Below are 18,281 nucleotides of genomic sequence, written 5' to 3'. Positions count from 1 at the left end.
GACGCTAGGTTTTCCAGTACTCGAAAAGCTCAAGATTCACATCGCCAACAAACTTCCAACGCCATGGAAGAATTGGCCATCCCCATAATCGAATAACGCGGGAAACCTGTTTGGGGATGGGGAAAGAGAAGCTAACTTCGTCACCCTCGAGCGAGTACTGTTCTTCCTGCCCACAAGCTACTCCCCGAGCCAAGAGACACCAGCAAAATTCATCCCAATTTTCCAGTAGCAACGTTTTGCGAGGTTCTGAGTTTGTGATTTCAATTAGAAGGAACCTCCAGTCATTTTCATTGTAAGCTTGCATTGCCCCCAAGTAATCGCCATCCCTCAGGCCATCAACTCCGTCGACCCAACGTCCATGTGACTGAGAAGCATCAATTCGACCGAAAAAGTTGCCCGTCTTCCCAAGTATGCGAAGGGATGAGCCATCCCCAGCAGTCGATTCACTCTCACGAAGCTTCTGTCTTAAAAACTCCCAAAACTCTTGCAGCGATGGCAAACTCTCCATCGTCCCTCCTCTGCGTTCCCAATGTTCGTACCAACCTGGAGGTCCCAACCATGTGTCAAATGATATAGCTTCAGCGTCTTCAACAAATTCTGTACCGATTTCGGAACTCGGATCGAACCTTATAAGCGGGTCGCGACGCGACGTCTCAGGTACCGAATTCCGAAGTGCTTTTTGAAGTGGCTGATCAATCGCTCCAAAAGCAATTGCGTAAGCATCGCAGTGCTGGAGCCAACGTCGCGGAGTTTTTGCCCAACCGTGTTCGTTCCCCACACGTACACGTGTGAACTCACCCATATCGCTAAGCAAATTAGCAAGATCAACCAGACTGGAACGTATGGCATCAACATCAAAACCAAACATTGTGAAGTGCGGCCTCCAGTCTGCCAGCAATTCCCTCCTGGTCACAATTCCTCTGCGTACCAAAGACATGCGAATTAAATTCGCGAGCCCGAACTCATCCTGAAGGAAAGTTTCGTAGTCTTCAGTTATTTCCAGCCCTAATCGTTGGGCAACTTGATTTGAGCTAAGCGGATTCATTCCCAGTCGCTCCGGAGGCTTGATCCCAACCGTTCTCAATCGCTTCCTGAATCACTTTCGCCGTCTCAGTCTCGTGGACGATTAGATGCAGGTAAGATCGCGCACGAGTACAAGCCACGTAGAGGTCAGTAATGCTGAAATGTGAACCGATATTCCCAATGTCGTAAACAATAACTGCATCAGCCTCTAAGCCTTTAAACGATCGCGACGTCGTTACAAGAACTCCTTTGCCTGATCGCCATTCAGTGGCGGAATCAGTGAGTAGGATGTCTTCAATTTCACAGCGTCCAAACAGTGATCCTTGCGCGTGGCTCCGGGCGCCAATTAGAACAATTTCTTGAGATTTCACTTTATGCTTTGTGGTTAAATCCCGTATTGCCTGGAGCAAAATGCCTTTACTGGCTTCGATCGTGGGAGGGCGACTAATTGTGGGCTTCAGCCCCAGGGGCGATCTCCCGTACACCTCAGCCTTGATGTGTGCGAGTGTGGAACTTGATTGGGCAATTGCACGAGTGTTTCGACAGTTGATGCCAAGAGTAACTGGTGTACCAAAAGAGATGCTCGGTTTCGTGTTTGACCAGTCCCAAAGACTTTGGTCTGGATCACAGAATGCGTAAAACACGCCGTTATCTTCGTTTTTCAGCAAGCAGTAGTTTAGGCAGTCCCACCAAGATGTGTGAAAATCTTGTCCTTCGTCAAGCACAATAGCGTCGTACTGAAAATCGTCGTCCATCAAAACTACAGCCGATTGCTCGATGATTGCAGGAACTTCATCTCGCCAAAACGTTTGTTGTGTTGTTTTTTCGCTCGGAACCTCAAACGCAATGGATGCTCTTTTAGCAAGCCGCCGGGCCAGACTATGAAAGTTCAATATCTCGATATTATGGAGGAACTGACGGTCAAGTTCCGAGGATTCAAACTGTTCTTTCCACCACGAAGCTAATTGCTTGTTGTAACATACTAATAGCGTTTTCATCCCTTGTCGCGCAAAGTCTCGTGCTCGATCGAGAGCCAAAAGAGTCTTTCCGGAACCAGCAACTCCCTCCACAAAGACTCGTTTCGCACCATATATGCTTTTGAAGAATCGCGATTGTTCATCGGTCAATTCTTTAATTTGTTCAAAATCCGACTGCAAATTCACCGCTATCGGTCGGAATAAGCGAAACTGAGGTAATAATGCATTCACCAGTTGCGAGTAACTTTCGTTTGACAATGCTGTCTTCCCCCGCGCCCAACTAGCGAAAGCTTTTTCGATCTTCACCTGAATGCTGTCGAGATCAGATTGAGAAATGACGATTGAAGGGTCAGCATTGAGGGGCACTCGACCGACGTAGTCATGGGTTGGAAAGGCAGAACAAAAGCCGTATGTGTAATCGCTCGATAATAAGTCTCCATTCGCCGACTCTTCAATGATTTCGTTTAACCTGTGCATGCTGCGTTTCGCCTGCTCGAATGGATCTTGAATGACTTCCCAGCGTTTGCCAACCTTGCGTTTCCAAAGTGGTGCTTGGTAGTCGATCTGGCCTCCTTTTGCCTCAACAACAAGCATTCCTAGTTCTTGGTGCAGAATGACAAAATCGGCTTCCCCCTCGCGCAGTAATAGGTCGCGATTCGGCCTCAACCATGGATACGAATGGAAGCAGACAAATTCGTCTGGTAGATCGCGCTGAAAGACTCTATAGAGAATTTTCTCAGATTCAGTTGTGATCGAGTCGGGGTCAATTTCCGGATACATTCTCGCCATGGCCACCTCAATCGTTGCTATCGTCTCGCTGCGTGGTAATCAATCGTCCTTGGTGAAGAATTCCACGAACCACGCCTAGTGCAGAAATACCGTCCATACCAAGTATCTCGGGTTGACATCTCTTCTTTGAAGACGCATAACCGATGCGCAATCGATTTTCGCCTCGTAGTTGTAAATAGCCAACTGTCGAAGAGAGTTCTGTAGCCCGAAAGACATCGTGACTGTGATGCAGGACTACGATGTGAGAATTCATTTTCGGCGTCGGAGAGATTGAAGCGAGTTTCTGGATAACAAGCATGCTGCCCGCTTTCATTCTCGTGACTGTTTGAAGCTTTGCCGTACGCCCTACAGGTTCCTTCACAGGACGTTGTTCGAGAACTGGTTGATCGAGTTGCAGCAAGACTGCATCCTTTCCGTTTAGTTCTGGAACATTGACTTGATAGAGTTCATTTGCTGATTCCCATCCGGCGCTGAGCCCCTCAAGATTGAATACGGGGATGCCTCCACTTTCGACGACTGGCAAATTCGCTGTAGGTACCTCAACGAGTTGGTTATCCGGGATACCAAGTGAGCGATTCACAGCTACGGGTAATGCTCTTTCAACCAAGAGGTGGGGCAGCACCACATGATTACTAAACGCGCGGATAGCCAAGTCTGCGCGCTCAGTGCTGCCGCGAGTTGGGCTCAAAGAGTTTGCAAGCACGATCCTTCGTTTGGGGTCGGTAAGGATATCAATATAGCCGCTCTCCAATGTCACGCTTTTTCCTGAGTCCTCAAGATCTCTTGCCAATGCGCAAAGCAACCGGTCTTCGGTTTCAGAGTCCAGTTGAGGAAATTCTTCAATTGACAGCACGTGCCTAAGAAAACTTGCCGCAATACGCCGGTCCAGATCGGCGTGGTCGAATCGGTTCTCGTATGTGTGCAAACACTTGTAACAAGAGTGGGTGCAATCGCAGTCTTCAAGAAGAGAAAGTGTCCGTTCCAAAAACTTTGTTGCATTCCGGGTGGCAGCCTGCACGAAACCAGCTCCCCCGGCATTAGTATCATAAAGATAGACGTCGACTTCACTCCCGGCCTCACCTCCGGGGGTCAGAGCAGGTCTAAACTCCCCTCCTACATTGCTCCGTTCGATCTCAAGCGAGTTCACCACGGTCGCACTCATCGCGTTTGCCAATGTCCCTAAGACAATTCGCGCCAAAGTTGAACCTGGCCGGAGTCGCACTTCGTCTCCGAGACGAAACTGGTAAAGCACTACATCAGAGCGGAATTTGGTTCCCAGGGTTGTTGTCTTTATTGCGTTACGATGCGAGCACACTTGCCCACCATCCTGACCGCGATGATCAGGGTACGGTTTCGCGTGAGTCGAATGCGTCAGTTGGGAACTATCTGCTATCCAACCGCTCGGTTCGATACGCCCGCAAAATGTGCAGAGACGAAAGCCCAAGTTTTGTGGATCGCGTGATCCTGCATTAGTTATGAAGAGATCTTCCTTTCTCGCCCACTTCAGAAATCCGCGCCCGTTCTGATTGATTTCCTTATCAGGAACTGCAGTTTGTTGAAACTCTGCGCTCAGTTTGGCCTGAGTTGGTCGAGTTTGTTCGGGAGGGTCATCTACCAGACGTTCCTCAAGATCAAAGGGATGTGCAAACCCTGGCGGCGTTACCCACCACAAAGCTGGTCCGAGTCCTTTCGGTTCAGCACAGGCAGGGCAATTTCTTGCTTCCCCTTCAAAGCGGCCTTCCTCGTTTGGAGATTTAACTTCGACAAAGCCACATTGGCTACATTGATAATAAAGAGACCGATTCTCCCAAGCCTCTCTACGCTCTCGATCGAACGGCGTCCAAATGGCAAATGAAAGATGTCGGAGTCCGTCAATATAAATCTCCCGGCCAGGAGCGTAGCTCGACAACGCTTGGCTCAATCCACGTTGTGGAGCATACTTGACGACTGCCCTGTATGGCGTAGACGATCGGTCAAATACGGTCATACTGACTACATCAGTGGGGAATGCGTACGAAGGCAAGACTGCCTTGTCGAACAGAAGATCGAGCAGTTTGGCCACATCACGTGGAGCGTCTGCTACCTCCGCGGTGTCTGACTGTACTGATTCCGCAGGAGCAATCTGTTTCTGTTCACCATCATTGAACTCCTGTTCATTGAAGGACCCCCAATCGTTTCCAAAAGAGGAGATTGTTTCCGAATTAGTAGCCACACCTGTTGAGTCAGAGGGGGCATTCTCAAGAGGACCGGCGCCAACTCTCTCAAGTTGTCTCAATAAATTTTCCGGAATTTTTTCAATACTGCTGTCACTGTTTGACGCAAACTCTTGCGGCAGCAAGTCTCGCAATGCGTCATTCAATCGTTGTGAGTTTTCTTGGATCCATTTCGCCAAGCCTCGGAACGAGAATTCGTCCTCACTTCCTCGGCGAAAGTCATCCACCAACCCAAGCGATGAGAAAATGTTAGCATTTTGGCTTGGGGCAATACCAATTCTCTCTTGTTGAAATAGACTCAGCAAGAACGCAAAACCATGCCTGATCACGATGTCTGGATTGTCTAAGTTCAGAATAGGATCCGTAACTGGACCACTTATCATGGCCGCAGGATCGTCGAAAAACTTCTGATCGTGACTACCCTGATCAGCGTAAGTGATAACCGTAGAAAGTGATGATCCCCTCCGGCCAGCGCGTCCCGCGCGTTGCTGATAGTTAGCCCGATTGGGCGGAACATTTCGTAGCGCAACGGCAGTTAAACTGCCAATATCGATTCCGACTTCCATTGTGGTTGTGCAAGATAAGACATCTACCGGTCCACCGAGATCATCTACTGGCCCAGGGACTTGCAGATCTTGGAATCGCATTTCGTACCACTCTGCTAGTGAAAATGACTTCTGCGAATCCACTGCACCGATAGCCGCCGTGTGCTCTTTCGCTACGAATGGATGAGGTGCCCAAACTCCTCTATCGGACGCATGCATGCGCTCGGTAAGCCGACGATAGAACGCCTTTCGTTTTCGAAACGCTTCATCTGTTTCGACGTCTAGGCTAGCGACGGTGTGCGAACCACCGCACCCAAAACAGTGATTCTGAGCAAGTTCGAGTCTCGGCTGAACCCAACTGCAACGACGACAACGTTGCCATTCAAAATCTTCGGGAGGTGCAAGTCCCACAGCCGAACCGTTGAGCAAGAATTTGCCCGCATTTGCGTGGCACCCAAGCGATGTACTCAAGAATTTAAGCCAAGGGCCAAATTGTTGTTTTGACCCTGTGAATTGCGAGCCTAAAAAAGCATTTGTAATTAGTGGACGCAGGGTCGTAGTAAACTTTCCAGATTGAAGAGTAATTGTCGCCCCCTCATTGGAATCGACCCATTGAATAGGGGTCCCCGGAATGAAAACTCCACGCTTGTCTGCCATGAGCCTGATCCACAAAGTTAAGAGCAGAATGCGTCTGTCTTCTTCCGAGATTTCCGCTGACACTGGAGGTACACCGAGACATTTAAATTCCTTCTCTTGTGCCCTTGAGAGACGAGGCACCATCACGGCCAATGCCAACGAATGCACTCCCGTTTGTTTATTGAACAGGACTTCATAAAGAGCTTGTAAAATCGACTGAGGCGATTCGTTCGCCACCTGATCAGCCACGTCCTTGAATGAATCCCAATCGCTTCCGATCTCAATGACAGAGGAAATTCTTGCACGGTGATCAAAAAAGGACTGTTCGTTTCCCTTAAGTTGAGGAGTCAACGTGACGTCGTTCTCTATTGCACCGCATTGAAGTGCAATGTAAGCGAATCGCAGGGACTGAACTTCGTCAAGATGGTCTGACCATCTCGTGCGCAGAAATGAAAATCCATCAAGCATTAGCGGTCGAATGCTGTCTTTCAAGGAATTACTTCCGAGTTTCCCTGCCAAACGAGATGCTGGCTGCCGACCATCAGAAAATATGAGTGACTTGCGGCCCTTAAGGGGAGTGTTAATGTCTGGCCTAGGGGGCTGCTCAAGCAACTGAGATGCAATCAGTTGCTGGAAAGGTTCATCCCCTTTAGTTTGAAGATCTTGAATTTGGCTACGCCCACCTCGTTCAGTTGCTTGGCACCGTGGACATTTGTTGAACTGGCCAGGTGTTGATTCAATCGCCTGTGGAGGAAGCCACACAGGACGAGTCGTTTCCGTTTCTTGATCGAAGAGCCTACCTGTGACAGGATCGAGGTATCGCTCCTGAAACGACTGCGCATCACCGTCCTCCGGATCAAAATATGGCCCAGGATCTTCGAGTAATACGTGCACTGGTTGAACTGCGGCATCAACTTCATCGACCTCACCGACATCTTGGTGCCACAAGTATTTCGGTTGATCTGGCTCGAGACTCCATGCATAAAAAAAGGCAGAACCACAAGTTCGGCATGAGTACATCTCGAACACGCGAGATCCACACGGGCATGTCCTCACTGGCTGCACGAACATTCTGCCCACGGGCGCTTTCCCTCGTTCATGGGCTTCAAGTTCTGAGCAGTGCGGATCGCTACAGGCCCACATTCCCGGAAGGCCTCGATAAAACCTATGAAGGCGTGCAGCCAATAACGGCGTACCGTGTGGCCTCTCCTTTGCGTAACTTGCTAGTTCGATCAACCTGTCAGTGGCCTCGCGCGCAATGGCCTCATCAACCCCAGGAAAAAGCTTTATCGCCAAGTGTGACACTTCACGCGCTGGGCCTTCATGGTCTTGTGTAGCGAAATCATTTGGATTCTCTGCCCCACTCGTTAGATTAATCAATCTACCCACAACTGGTTGCTGCCTTAAGATGTCGAACAAAACCCTTGATACAGCGTCCATTTCCTCAGGTGTCTCACCTTGACCTTGAACTTTAGTGGTGATCGCTGCACTTTCGTCTTCTCGCATTGCGACTGCTTTGAGATTCGCGCTTAAATTGGTGATCGCCAAGTATTTTCGTTCTGTGGCGATTTTTCCTCCAACAGGCACTCGCAACTCCTCTGAGACTTTCTCGAGTTGACCTGAGATTCCATGAACTTTGACGATGGTGCCCGGAAGAGTTGTGTCTTGGACAGGGACCTCAACGTTGTACGCATATTCGCGTAACTGCTTCTTGCACAGCTTAAACAAACCGTTTAAGGAAGACAGACGCAAAGATGTTGTTTCTGCCCGAAAACTGGCCAGGTCAACCGATGTGAGTCCTTTTGCGAATGCAATGTCACCATCACCCGATGGCGAGGTGTAGGCCTTGTTCCCACTAAGACATAAAAAGGAGTCTCTAGATGTTCCACTGAGACCTGCCGCGAAGGTTTTTGCTTTCTCAGGATCCTCAAAAGATGCACTTGTACAAATTACTCGAACGCGGTCTGGCGTCAGTCCAAGTCGTGTCCGAAGTCTTCGAATTAGCATAGCTACTTCGGTTCCCTGCGCGCCACGATACAAGTGTGCTTCGTCTAATACGAGCAGGAACACTTCGTTTGGGTTGTCTTTATAATAGTCCCGTGAGGCATCGAAGATCCCTCGCTCAATCGGACGCAACATCATGTATTCGAGCATTGAGTAGTTTGTCACCAGGAGATCCGGTGGAGCATTCTGTACTTCGAATCGCGTCAACAACTCAGGATCGGCAACTCGTTCCTTAGTACGAGTGAGTTGCCCATTAGCATCGTGCCATCTACCCCGTCCGAACCATGAAGTGAAACCTTGATCGCCACCTGTCGGATCTATTTTGGCAGGCCACTTTCCCCGCTTCTTCAACTCTTGAATTGTTCGCCTCGAGACTGCATCACCTGTAGATGCCTGCTCCTCTAGGTCAGCGTAGAAACGCAGTCCGCGAAAACGCTGCGTCAGTTTTGATGTCTCGTTTGGCCCGGGTACAACTCCAGGAAAGGGTGTCCGACTCGTGTAACGACCGAATTTTGCGGGACGGCCAGATTTAGAGATAAACCACTCCCTCGTTGCATCTGCACCGAATAGCATTCGAAGACGCCCAAGTTGGTCGTTTACCAAAGCGTTCATTGGATACAGAAGCAATGCCCTCACAGCACGCTGGCGAAATCCGTTGGGGACGTCTGCAGCCTCACGAGCAAGACGACCTAGAATTGGCAACAAGAACGTCTCCGTTTTGCCAGAACCGGTTCCAGTTGTGACAATAAGATTACTTGGTTCAGCACCCACGACAGATTGGAGAGCCTCAGCCTGATGTGAGTAGGGCGGGTCAAAAATAACACGATCGCCTTCGGCTGAAGCCAAAAGGCAGAAAAGTTCCTTTACACTTGGAGGAAGTTCGAGAGACTCGTATCGATCTGCAGGGCTGTATCGCGCCGTACTTTCAATGAATGGGCTCTGTGTCACGACACCTTCAGAGAGGAGAAGGTTTCGTCGTCTGTCCAACAGATTCCGATTTGTGATGTGATAGGTGGCTTCGATGTACTCAACAAACGCATCTTTGGTCTTTTCGAGTTCAGGAAACATTCTGGTGGCCCATTTGTTGTTACGTCATGAATTTTGCTTTATTGGGTAGTTTATCGAATTTGATCTTGTGTCACCAGAGGCACGAAGAGGGTTGTCCATTGTCAATCAAGCACTCCCTCTCTAACCTCAATCGCGTTGCGCAAAACCGCATAGGTCAGAGCCTGCTGTGACTATGAACGCGTTTTGAAATTGCATTGATCGACGAAAAATCGCTCCCGCTGCGGGTGTTACAAGCCCATGGAAGGAAATGGAAGGAACTGCAGCGATGTTGTTGAAAAAGTATCCCAGCCATCTCACAAACAGGCAATGGCGAATCATTTCCAGGTTGCCTCCTCAGCGATACTTGCCGAACGATTTTCCAAACTGGAATAGGGTGTACGGCATCTTTCGAAAGTGGCGAATCGATGGGACGTGGGAACGCATTCACAACAAACTGCGTGAGTTGGTTCGCAAAGCGTCCGGAAAGACTCCGACACCAACAGCGGGCATCATCGATTCACAATCTGTCCGGACTGCGGAAGGGGGATTTGATCGCGGTTTTGATGGGGGAAAGAAGGTCACCGGACGAAAACGCCACATTGTCGTCGACACACTGGGAATGATTATGGTGGTCATGGTTCACTCAGAGCCTATCCGGTAACTGGCGTTTTTTGGAAGTCTTGATCTAATCATGCTTTCTGGTTCATCCAATGCAAGGGATTGTGCGATGTCCGAGACCTCTCGAAAAGCGTATCCAAGTGATCTGACTGACCAGCAGTGGGAGATGATCGAAATGATTCTCCCCAAGCCACGCCGCAGCAAGAAGGGGGGCCGACCGCAGACGGTTGATCGACGTGAAGTGCTCAACACGATCTTCTATCAATGCCGCTCGGGATGCCAGTGGGACATGCTCCCGCACGACCTGTTGCCCAAGAGCACGGTTTACGATTATTTCAAACGCTGGCGGGATGATGGCACTCTCCAGAAGATCAACGACGTCCTCGTCGGTGCCATCCGGGCCGACTCAGTCGAGACTATGAGCATCACACCAAATCAAGCGAAGCGATGATCTATGTGGCCTCCATCGGTCGCATGCTCCGGCGCCTGGCCCCTTCGCCGAACCAAGCTCCCTTCAAATATCGACTTACAACATAACTGAGATTCCGGATAGGCTCTAAGTATTCTGGAGGCGGTGACGTATTTTTACCCCGCTGAGAGTCCGCAAGAATACAACTCAATCTCGCATCAACCGAGGCCCCGAAACGCTATCGATGATTCGGCAACTGGGAAATCACTTGCATGGCCTAACGACCGAAAAAACTCTTCCAGAAATGCCTGCAATTGTGGTCTTGGTTGACAAACTGCTTTTGAACCATCCCGCTGTTCAAAAGTTGTTTTTGCGTTAACCAACACCCACTTGAGAGTCGAACTCCGATCCTATTTCGCCATCAGGACTTCCGACGACTCTCGACAAGTGAACACTTATTAAAGAAGTTGTTTACGGGGAGAACAATGAATGTGGGCATTTGGCGAGAGAGAATTTACCACCGAGTTGGAAACAACCACCGGAAGAAGTGCAGACCATCAGGCTGAAGGATGTTGCCTGTTCGACTTGGCTGGGTGGACTGCTGGAACACTACTGGCGACGGGCTGCTTGAAATCTCTTTTAATTGAAGATCGAGGGTTAACTGGGCTCGCGATCTGCGCGGAGGGAATTCGTAACTCGGGGAAATGACTTCTACGTTGTTGACAGATGGAGACCAGCCATTCGAAAACCCAGCATGTCAATCTCTGCTGCGAGTTTCGATTCGAAATTTTCCCATTCAAGTCTGTTTGAGGTTTTTGTACTCCGTGGCGTCTAACACGTTTCCCCACCGTTGTTAATTGCTGAAAACTTTCGCTCCCAACATTCGACGACTCAATTCTCACTGCAAGTTTCAAACTAATGCTCTCTCGTTAAAAGGTGTCCAATTTTTTTTGTGACTCGCAATATTCTTTGAAGACTCTAGCCGCATAGTCCGTAGCAGCGTTCTTGCAATTCATTGGGCCAAATGCTTGGCGTAGTTGACCACGACTGTCCAACTCTACCGTAGCGTGTTCACTTCGATGCTCGATGTGGAAGATGTATGAAGTCCCCTCGACTGCTCGTCCAATATATGCACTGACACAATGCTGCATAGTATTGCCTTCATCAATGATATCACCAATCGTCTCCAGGAAACGAACCCCATCTATGCAGGGAATACCAGTTGGTGGAATCCGTGTTCTCACAGATCGATCCAATCCTCGAATTGGAACTGAAGCTTGGAGAGGAGGAGCGTTCTCTTGTGACTCATACCAACGAATTGCCCTGCTGACCAGACCTGAGAGTCGTCCATGATATGGCTCTGGATTCGTTAAAAGAAATGCAATGAATTGGCCAACATCCCAAGTCCTACGATGAGTCAGGGGGGACTCAAACTTCTCTGACACACGTTGCATGCCGTCACGAATTTCTAGGCGATGACTCTGCTGAATAATTTTCAAAATCGATGCTCTCTGTGAAACCTTTTCATGTAGTTCCCCTGCAGTCAGCAATAAAGCGAGTAATTCTAATCGATGCGTGACTGGCCGGATGAGCTGAAGAGTGGGGAAGAAAAAAAGAAGGTCACAAGGAATTCCGCCGGGGAAATTCATGAGCGTACGACTCAAGCTCCGATAACGTTTCCCCGTCTGAGAGCATAGCTCTTGCCATTTCGACAATGCCGCAATCGTCTTTTCTGCTGGATGCTGCAATGAAACCTGTTCTCCCCGCGCCCAGCCCTGAGCGTCGAATTCGGGATTGAGTTCTTCGCAACATCTCTCCAATGGATGACCGTTGCATAAAGCGTCGGCGACGGGAACCAATGCAGCTGCAGCTCTATAATTCAAAATGTCCTGAACGAGAAATGCGTCCTCGTAAAGTGAGCGTTGATGTAGCAAAGGAGTGCTTCGGAACGTCGCAGCGAAGACAGATTTTTGCACACCAAGAACATTTGGGTCGGCTTTTAAAATGAGTCGCACCCACTGTTGATGGATTCGCCTACCAAGTGCTTGACGTGTTTGGGTAAGAGCCCAACTTCGTATGCGATGGGGAGCACTTCGGGAACGAGAGGGCTGCCATTCCAGCATCACTCCATGAACTACAAGGTCTAATAATCGACGATACTGAACCAGATTCGTGGCTGGAGTTTGGCTGAAATTTGTCTCACCGAACTCCGCCGCTGAAAACAACGACTGTTGTCGGAAGCGGTGTATTCTTACTCGGAAACCAGTATCGCAGAGCTTGACTGTCACTGGAACACGGTCACGGCCCTTGAGAATAAAACCGTCCTTCAGTTCCTGGAGATCGTACTTAGAATCAACCGCAGGCATCTAATTTTCTCACCTAAAGCAGTTTGCTTGACCGTGTCACCGTAGACAAGATAATTCCTCGCCTTTGCAGTTCTTCAAAACCCTCTCTAATTAAATTTTGAAAACAGTCCGCACACTCTGTCGAATCGGGTGGAATCCTCTTTGCTTGTTCGAGAGTCAGATTGACTTCTTCACCGCAAGTGATGCAGGTTCTTTCAATGCAGGGAACGGGAAGATCAAGTTGGAAGGTCTGTGCTCGTCGCACTATTCGAACGACTCCTGTTGCACGAACTGGATTGCTGTTTTCCTGAGATTCAGATTTTTCCATGACGACTCCTTTTGTTTAAAATACTGTTCTCTAACTACATGAGTCGTCAGAGCCGAAATCCTGGCAGTTTTTTTTAGAACTGATCCTGAAACCTGAAATTGCTCTCTCAAACGTTGAGGAAAGCGGCTATTCCAGAGGTTTTCGGACTGGTTCTAGAGAAAATATCTTTCCAAGAGTCTTGCGAACTGGTGTCAGGTTCTGACTCGTGGTGATCAGCGATTCTACAAGTGAAATACATTTTTCACTGACACACGGTAGAGCGAATTCCTCTAGTTTTCCAACAGGCAAAGGAGTACCCGCTACGGCAGCATCAGAATTTATTCGACGTATTCAGAACGAAATAGAAAAGTGGTTTACAGCCACAAACATCGAAGGGAACAAACGAACTGGGGGCAAAGCTCGATCCGACAATTGAGATGCCCCCTGCTCTTCAAACGCTCATTGACATGAACGTACATGTAGAGAGTTTACCGCTTGTCGGGAAACGCTCATTTTTTCCGAAATGACTTGAAATTCTCAATTAAAAATAAGAGCAAGCACAGTACTAAGATCATAGAAAGTTCAACGAACGTTTCTTTGTGCAGTTCGGATTGTTGTGCTCGGGAAATGATCACAAAAAGACTCAGCAGAAGCTGAATCCCTGCTAAAGATACAAAAGCTATCGAAAAGGGCTTCTTCCATTCGCGAGATGGTGGCCAAATCGGACTTCCACTTGGCTTGTCACTGAACTCGAGAAAATGTGCAATGACTCCCAAAAACAGGATGAAATCGGCTGTGTGTGTATGTCCAGTTCTTGTTGATTGAACCACACCACTCGGGACCAATGCAAAGACGAGCAATATGAATCCCAAGTAAGTGGTACCGACAGTAAAAGGCCAACGCCCTCCAGTTTTCGATTGCAGACTTGTATTTTCAACCACCTGCTTGCGTTCATTGGGGTGTTCGTTGGAGATTGAATTGCTCGTTTCAAGTTCATTGGCAGCTTTGCCCTGTGAATACTGGGATTTCGACTTTGTCAGCTGTTCCCAAGACAGAATATGCTGCATGAGCTCTTCTACTTGAACGGGAGTTACTCCTTGCTTACTAGAGATTATTTTCCGAGTTTCAGCGACAACGCAATTCCATGCAGAGCTATTTGATTTCTGCCAACCTTGGGCCCGTAGCAAGCTATTGACATACATGCCAATTAACTTGCATTGCTGCTTCGAAATTGTTTTGAAGAAATCTGGATAGACACCCGCAAGGTGACGAATTTTATCATAGACCATCTGTTCAGCGGGCCAATTCAATGATTTTGTCACGCTCAGAAAAGCGACTCGTATCGTCAACTTTTGTTGCGACGAAAAGACCAAAGCAGGGCTTCCTTTTAATCTTTGGCGTGCATCATATACTTTTTTAATACCTTTCTGCGTTTTATAGGGGTAAGGGCTTGAGGGAGGTGCCGAAACGGTAGCTTGAGCTTCACCTCTACTGTTTGCATGGTCAGTTGTAGGACTTTTGCAGTAGCTCAAGCGTTCATCAAAGCTCAGCCCCTTTCCTCCCTGCGAAAGAATGAACTGATAGGCGTAATTGAGTGCGGAAAGAGCTTTCCCAGCATCGATCTTCGTCGCCACGCAAAACGCCTTGACTGTACTTGGGTGAGAATCTGAAAGAATGATTTTCTTCAGACGCTCCTTCTCAGAATTTGTCAGCTTCGCCAGCCCCCCGGTTTTCCATTTCTTTTGGGGCCAACTACGCAGAGCTGATTCCAATGGAATGCTCACATCAATTTTTTGTTTCTTGCCCTTTGGCTGCTTTGCTTTTTTATTTTTGCTTCCCTTTGACTGCGCAGCCTTCGCTTTCGGTTCTACTGAAATGGTCTCAGTATGCGGGATCGTATCCAGATTACAGTATTTTGAAATAAAGGCCTCGTCGATCACTGCGCCATTCTGCATATGACGCAGTAGATACTCACCCTTTGCCTGTCCCCACTTAGATGCAAGATCTCCGTCTCGTCCTCCTGATTCAGCTATGACGTGAGCAAGATAGTCACCGATGCGGATCGTTAAACTCGGAGGGAGCTTCAGCGCTTTACGAATCGTTCCAGGAGAGTCATTCAGTTCGAGGAACTGGCGTTCGATCGCCTTTTCGGTCTCCTTCGAGACTCCGGAAATTTGTGATGCAGGGACATAGGTTTTGATCCAATCCGGAAAAGTGGCACCTAGAAATTCGCCTCTCTTTGCATGCCATATTTCCTTGAATGGCTTGCCAGAAGATTCCTCGCAAAGTGAGATGAGATAGTACTCCAAGTTTTTGCGGAGCATATCTGGAAGGTTCGTGACTTTTTGAATTTGCATCGGTGATAACCCGTATGCAAAAAACAAGATTGGCAGCGACGTCAGCAAGGTTTCAGAAAGTTCACTCTTTAAAATTGCACCATACTTTTTTGCCTGGGCACTTTTGATATCTCTCGGATACTCCAGAATCCACGCTGGAACATCCGTTGAGACCCGCTCCGGTTCGAGTTCATGAGGCTTCGCTTGATTGGATTGACTTTCATGAGCCTGATTCTGCGAAGGCTTAAGCTTCTTTTCAGGATTCTTGTCTTGCTCACTCGGCGCCGGCTTTCCAGGCTCCACGACTTCCTGGCTCCTAGTGTTCACGACTATAAAAAAAGCTTCGTCGAGAATCTCCACCGCTTGTTTAATCTCATCAACTGAGTGTCCATGATTATTATTATGAGCCCAATCGTTGCGAATTTGAATTGATGCCAGGACTTTTTCTCGAATGTCCTTGAGTGACTCTTCTGCTTTTACTAACTCCTGAAATTTTAACGCACGCTTAGATTTCCTTTGCAAGCGATCGCGGTCTCTGAGTTCTGATTCTAATTTCGTAGCGACATGGCGAAATTCACCATCTAAGACAAACATGGACCTGTGACTATCAGATTCGGCCACTTTTGATATTTCTAATAGCCACTCATAAATTGACTTGACCTTTGGAGATGGTACTAAGATCAGTCTAAGAAGCTTAATTTCATGACTAGATAGACCTTCAAGATTCGGTGAATTACTTTCCAGGTTGGCCACGATCTCATGATCATAAATTCCATAGGGGTGCCGTCCCAATCGTAATTCCGCGTAGGTGACTGCGAAGCCGAAAATGTCACGCTCTCTTGTCGGTTTTCCGAGAGGTACCCCTGGTAAAGAGTAGGCTCTGGTTCCCACTTCTGTTGTTCGCACATTCGTAGCGGATTCGTTGAGCCGAGCGATCCCTAAATCACCTATGATCGCAAAATCTGGTGCAGGAAGCAGGAGATTGTCAGGCTTAATATCCCCATGTGCACCACTCTCCCTTCCAACGTCGGGTCGATGCAATTCATCAAGACCGCGCGCGACCTTTTCCAGGTACTTATAAACCACTTCTCGAGAGAGAGGATTCTCAGGGTTGATTCGAGCCCTTAGGCTACCGTGTTGAGCGTAGTTCCAGGTTGTAAAGAAACAGCCATCTTCAAAGAAGTAACCAAAGAGTGTTACGAAATATGGTGACGGTCCCATTTCGCGTGCAAGATTCAGTTCTTCTTTGACTCCCCGAGGAAGGCTCTCCAGATCTCGAATTGGATTTTTGTATACGCGAACGGCACACTTGCCATGCGATTCTTCACTCGACGCAAGAAGAACGTTGTATTGCCCCCCTGCCCCCAGCCTCTTGTGAACTGTGTACCCCTTCTTCAACAAGATCTCTTCATGCTTTTGAAAGGTCGATTCTTCCCGCATCAATGAATATCTCAATTTTGGCCAACATTCGAAATGATGATTTTTGAATATACCAAACCTACCAAATGCCGCAAAGCACCATACGCACAGCGAGCACCACACAGGCTGTAGAAATCACGCACATAATGGTGCGGCGATCTCCGCCTGAAGCCTGATCCAGCCGAATGGTCAGGTGTAAACCTACAAAGATTCCTACGAGGGCGATGACGAGGGAGAGTGTCCATTTCCACCAGCGTGTTCGAACAGACTTCTCAGAGAGAGTATGAAAAGTGCGGATCGAATCCGAAGAAATCGTGCCTCTGAGTACGACTCGGTGGAGGTCCCCATACGCTCGTCGCTTGATTTCAGTTATTTGCTGAAAATCTTCAAAGAGTTCGCCCTCTAACTCAGACCAAAGATGTTGTTGAATTACAAAATTCTGATTGTCCAGGCCTGCGAACTGTCGAACCGATTCTCGTAATTTCAAACTGGCATCCTCATACGCCTCATCGAAATCAAGAGACCAACTTGAGACAACTTCAAACTCATTGAAGTTGTGAACGGTACTCTGTTCTTCTGCCCGACCATTCTGTCCCCACGTGAGTAATGCGATGAAAATCAGCTGGCTGTAATCAAGTTTCATATCGGTACTGCCAATCTTGGATGTTCTGATCTTTGTCAAGGAATCGCACTGTGAAAGAAGTGCGGGGCACCGCGCGATATTCGGAAGTGCCCCTGGCCTTCTTCAGTTCAAAGAAGCGAACCGTACAATTCTCACTGGTTCGCAAAGACTTGGTCGAATCGATCAGCGGCACTTCTACGATCCAAGTTCACAGGGATTTGACTTTTCAATTCGCCTTGATCGTGCATGAGTTGTAGCGTACGGATGCGTTTTTCAATTTCTGTCGCCAACTCTTCGGCAGCTGCCAAGTTTGGTTGATCGAAGCTGATGCCGCTGGTCGCAGTGGCGACTTCCAGAAGTTTGAGTTCTGCATTTAATGAGTCCGCTAATTCAGAAAGACTCCGCTGTTGATTTTCATTGTCGCGAAGACATGTGACCGCTTGCTCCAGTGTCCGGCGACGCTTTGCCAATAAGTCACGTCGCGACCGTATCTGCTTGTCGGTCTGCTCGTAGATCTCCAGCCTGTGCTGTAAGTCGGACTCAACTGTCGCCCGGGCGTACATGTGACCATCTATCCAGATTGATCCGACACCTCTGCTCAGGCCATCACGCAGTTCTTGCATTTCAGCTTTGGCAAGGCGTTGTTTCTTCTCCATCTTCTGAGTTTCAGCTGCAAGAAATTCGATTTCAACATCTAGTTCAGCAGCGGTTTTGCGGTTCTTCTGTAGCTGAGGAGTCAATGCCTCAATCGCTTGGTCAAGTCGTCGCAAGTCGAACTCAATACTCGTCGCATCTCGCAACCCCTGTTGCACGACCCCTTGCATTCCTTGCCAGTAACTCCAGGCCAAGTCACCGCCTAGCAAGGCGGTGATCAGCAGGACGACCGCAGCTCCCCCCGCAACAAACTTGCCCCTCTCTGTAGACAACACCATGTTCAATTCTCCAATTCATCTAAGTTATTCCTAAGGCTGCCCAATGCGGCCTCTGGAAT

9 protein-coding genes are annotated in these 18,281 nt (G+C 48.5%); 2 read left to right on the top strand and 7 right to left on the bottom strand.

What is annotated here, in order from left to right:
• Positions 1-4: 4 nt before the first annotated feature.
• Genes ACN0YR_RS11515 through ACN0YR_RS11505 form a run of 3 tightly spaced genes read right to left on the bottom strand, consistent with a single transcriptional unit; the run spans position 5 to position 9,255 of the window.
• Positions 5-1,045 carry a hypothetical protein gene (locus ACN0YR_RS11515; protein WP_417849368.1) on the bottom strand — a complete coding sequence of 347 codons (1,041 nt, stop codon included), beginning with the start codon at positions 1,043-1,045 and terminating at the stop codon, positions 5-7.
• Positions 1,032-2,789, bottom strand: coding sequence for an NERD domain-containing protein (locus ACN0YR_RS11510; RefSeq protein ID WP_417849367.1), 1,758 nt, complete (start codon positions 2,787-2,789; stop codon positions 1,032-1,034). The genes ACN0YR_RS11515 and ACN0YR_RS11510 overlap by 14 nt, the downstream gene beginning before the upstream one ends.
• 7 nt (positions 2,790-2,796) lie before the next feature.
• Positions 2,797-9,255: a DEAD/DEAH box helicase gene (locus tag ACN0YR_RS11505; RefSeq protein ID WP_417849366.1), complete on the bottom strand. Its 6,459-nt coding sequence runs from the start codon at positions 9,253-9,255 to the stop codon at positions 2,797-2,799.
• A gap of 265 nt (positions 9,256-9,520) precedes the next feature.
• Between ACN0YR_RS11505 and ACN0YR_RS11500 the strand changes: the two genes are divergently transcribed.
• Both ACN0YR_RS11500 and ACN0YR_RS11495 read left to right on the top strand, forming a co-directional pair.
• Positions 9,521-9,895 carry a transposase gene (locus ACN0YR_RS11500; RefSeq protein ID WP_417849365.1) on the top strand — a complete coding sequence of 125 codons (375 nt, stop codon included), beginning with the start codon at positions 9,521-9,523 and terminating at the stop codon, positions 9,893-9,895.
• Positions 9,896-9,961: 66 nt separating this feature from the next.
• Positions 9,962-10,303 (top strand): transposase, encoded by a 342-nt coding sequence (locus tag ACN0YR_RS11495; RefSeq protein WP_417849364.1) that lies wholly within the window; start codon positions 9,962-9,964, stop codon positions 10,301-10,303.
• A gap of 887 nt (positions 10,304-11,190) precedes the next feature.
• Here ACN0YR_RS11495 and ACN0YR_RS11490 read toward each other — a convergent pair.
• From ACN0YR_RS11490 to ACN0YR_RS11475, 4 genes are all read right to left on the bottom strand, one after another.
• A complete protein-coding gene (locus tag ACN0YR_RS11490) occupies positions 11,191-12,627 on the bottom strand; it encodes a PcfJ domain-containing protein (protein WP_417849363.1) in 1,437 nt (478 codons plus the stop codon).
• A 795-nt stretch (positions 12,628-13,422) separates the two neighbouring features.
• On the bottom strand, positions 13,423-16,689 hold the full coding sequence (locus ACN0YR_RS11485; RefSeq protein ID WP_417849362.1) for a protein kinase domain-containing protein: 3,267 nt from the start codon (positions 16,687-16,689) through the stop codon (positions 13,423-13,425).
• A gap of 58 nt (positions 16,690-16,747) precedes the next feature.
• A complete protein-coding gene (locus ACN0YR_RS11480; RefSeq protein WP_417849361.1) occupies positions 16,748-17,311 on the bottom strand; it encodes a hypothetical protein in 564 nt (187 codons plus the stop codon).
• A 131-nt stretch (positions 17,312-17,442) separates the two neighbouring features.
• A complete protein-coding gene (locus ACN0YR_RS11475) occupies positions 17,443-18,222 on the bottom strand; it encodes a hypothetical protein (RefSeq protein WP_417849360.1) in 780 nt (259 codons plus the stop codon).
• Positions 18,223-18,281: the final 59 nt, after the last annotated feature.

It is taken from the genome of Thalassoglobus sp., assembly GCF_048270125.1.
GTDB lineage: Bacteria > Planctomycetota > Planctomycetia > Planctomycetales > Planctomycetaceae > Thalassoglobus.
The sequence above is the reverse complement of the archived record's forward strand: the minus strand, read 5'-3'. Positions and strand labels throughout refer to the sequence as shown.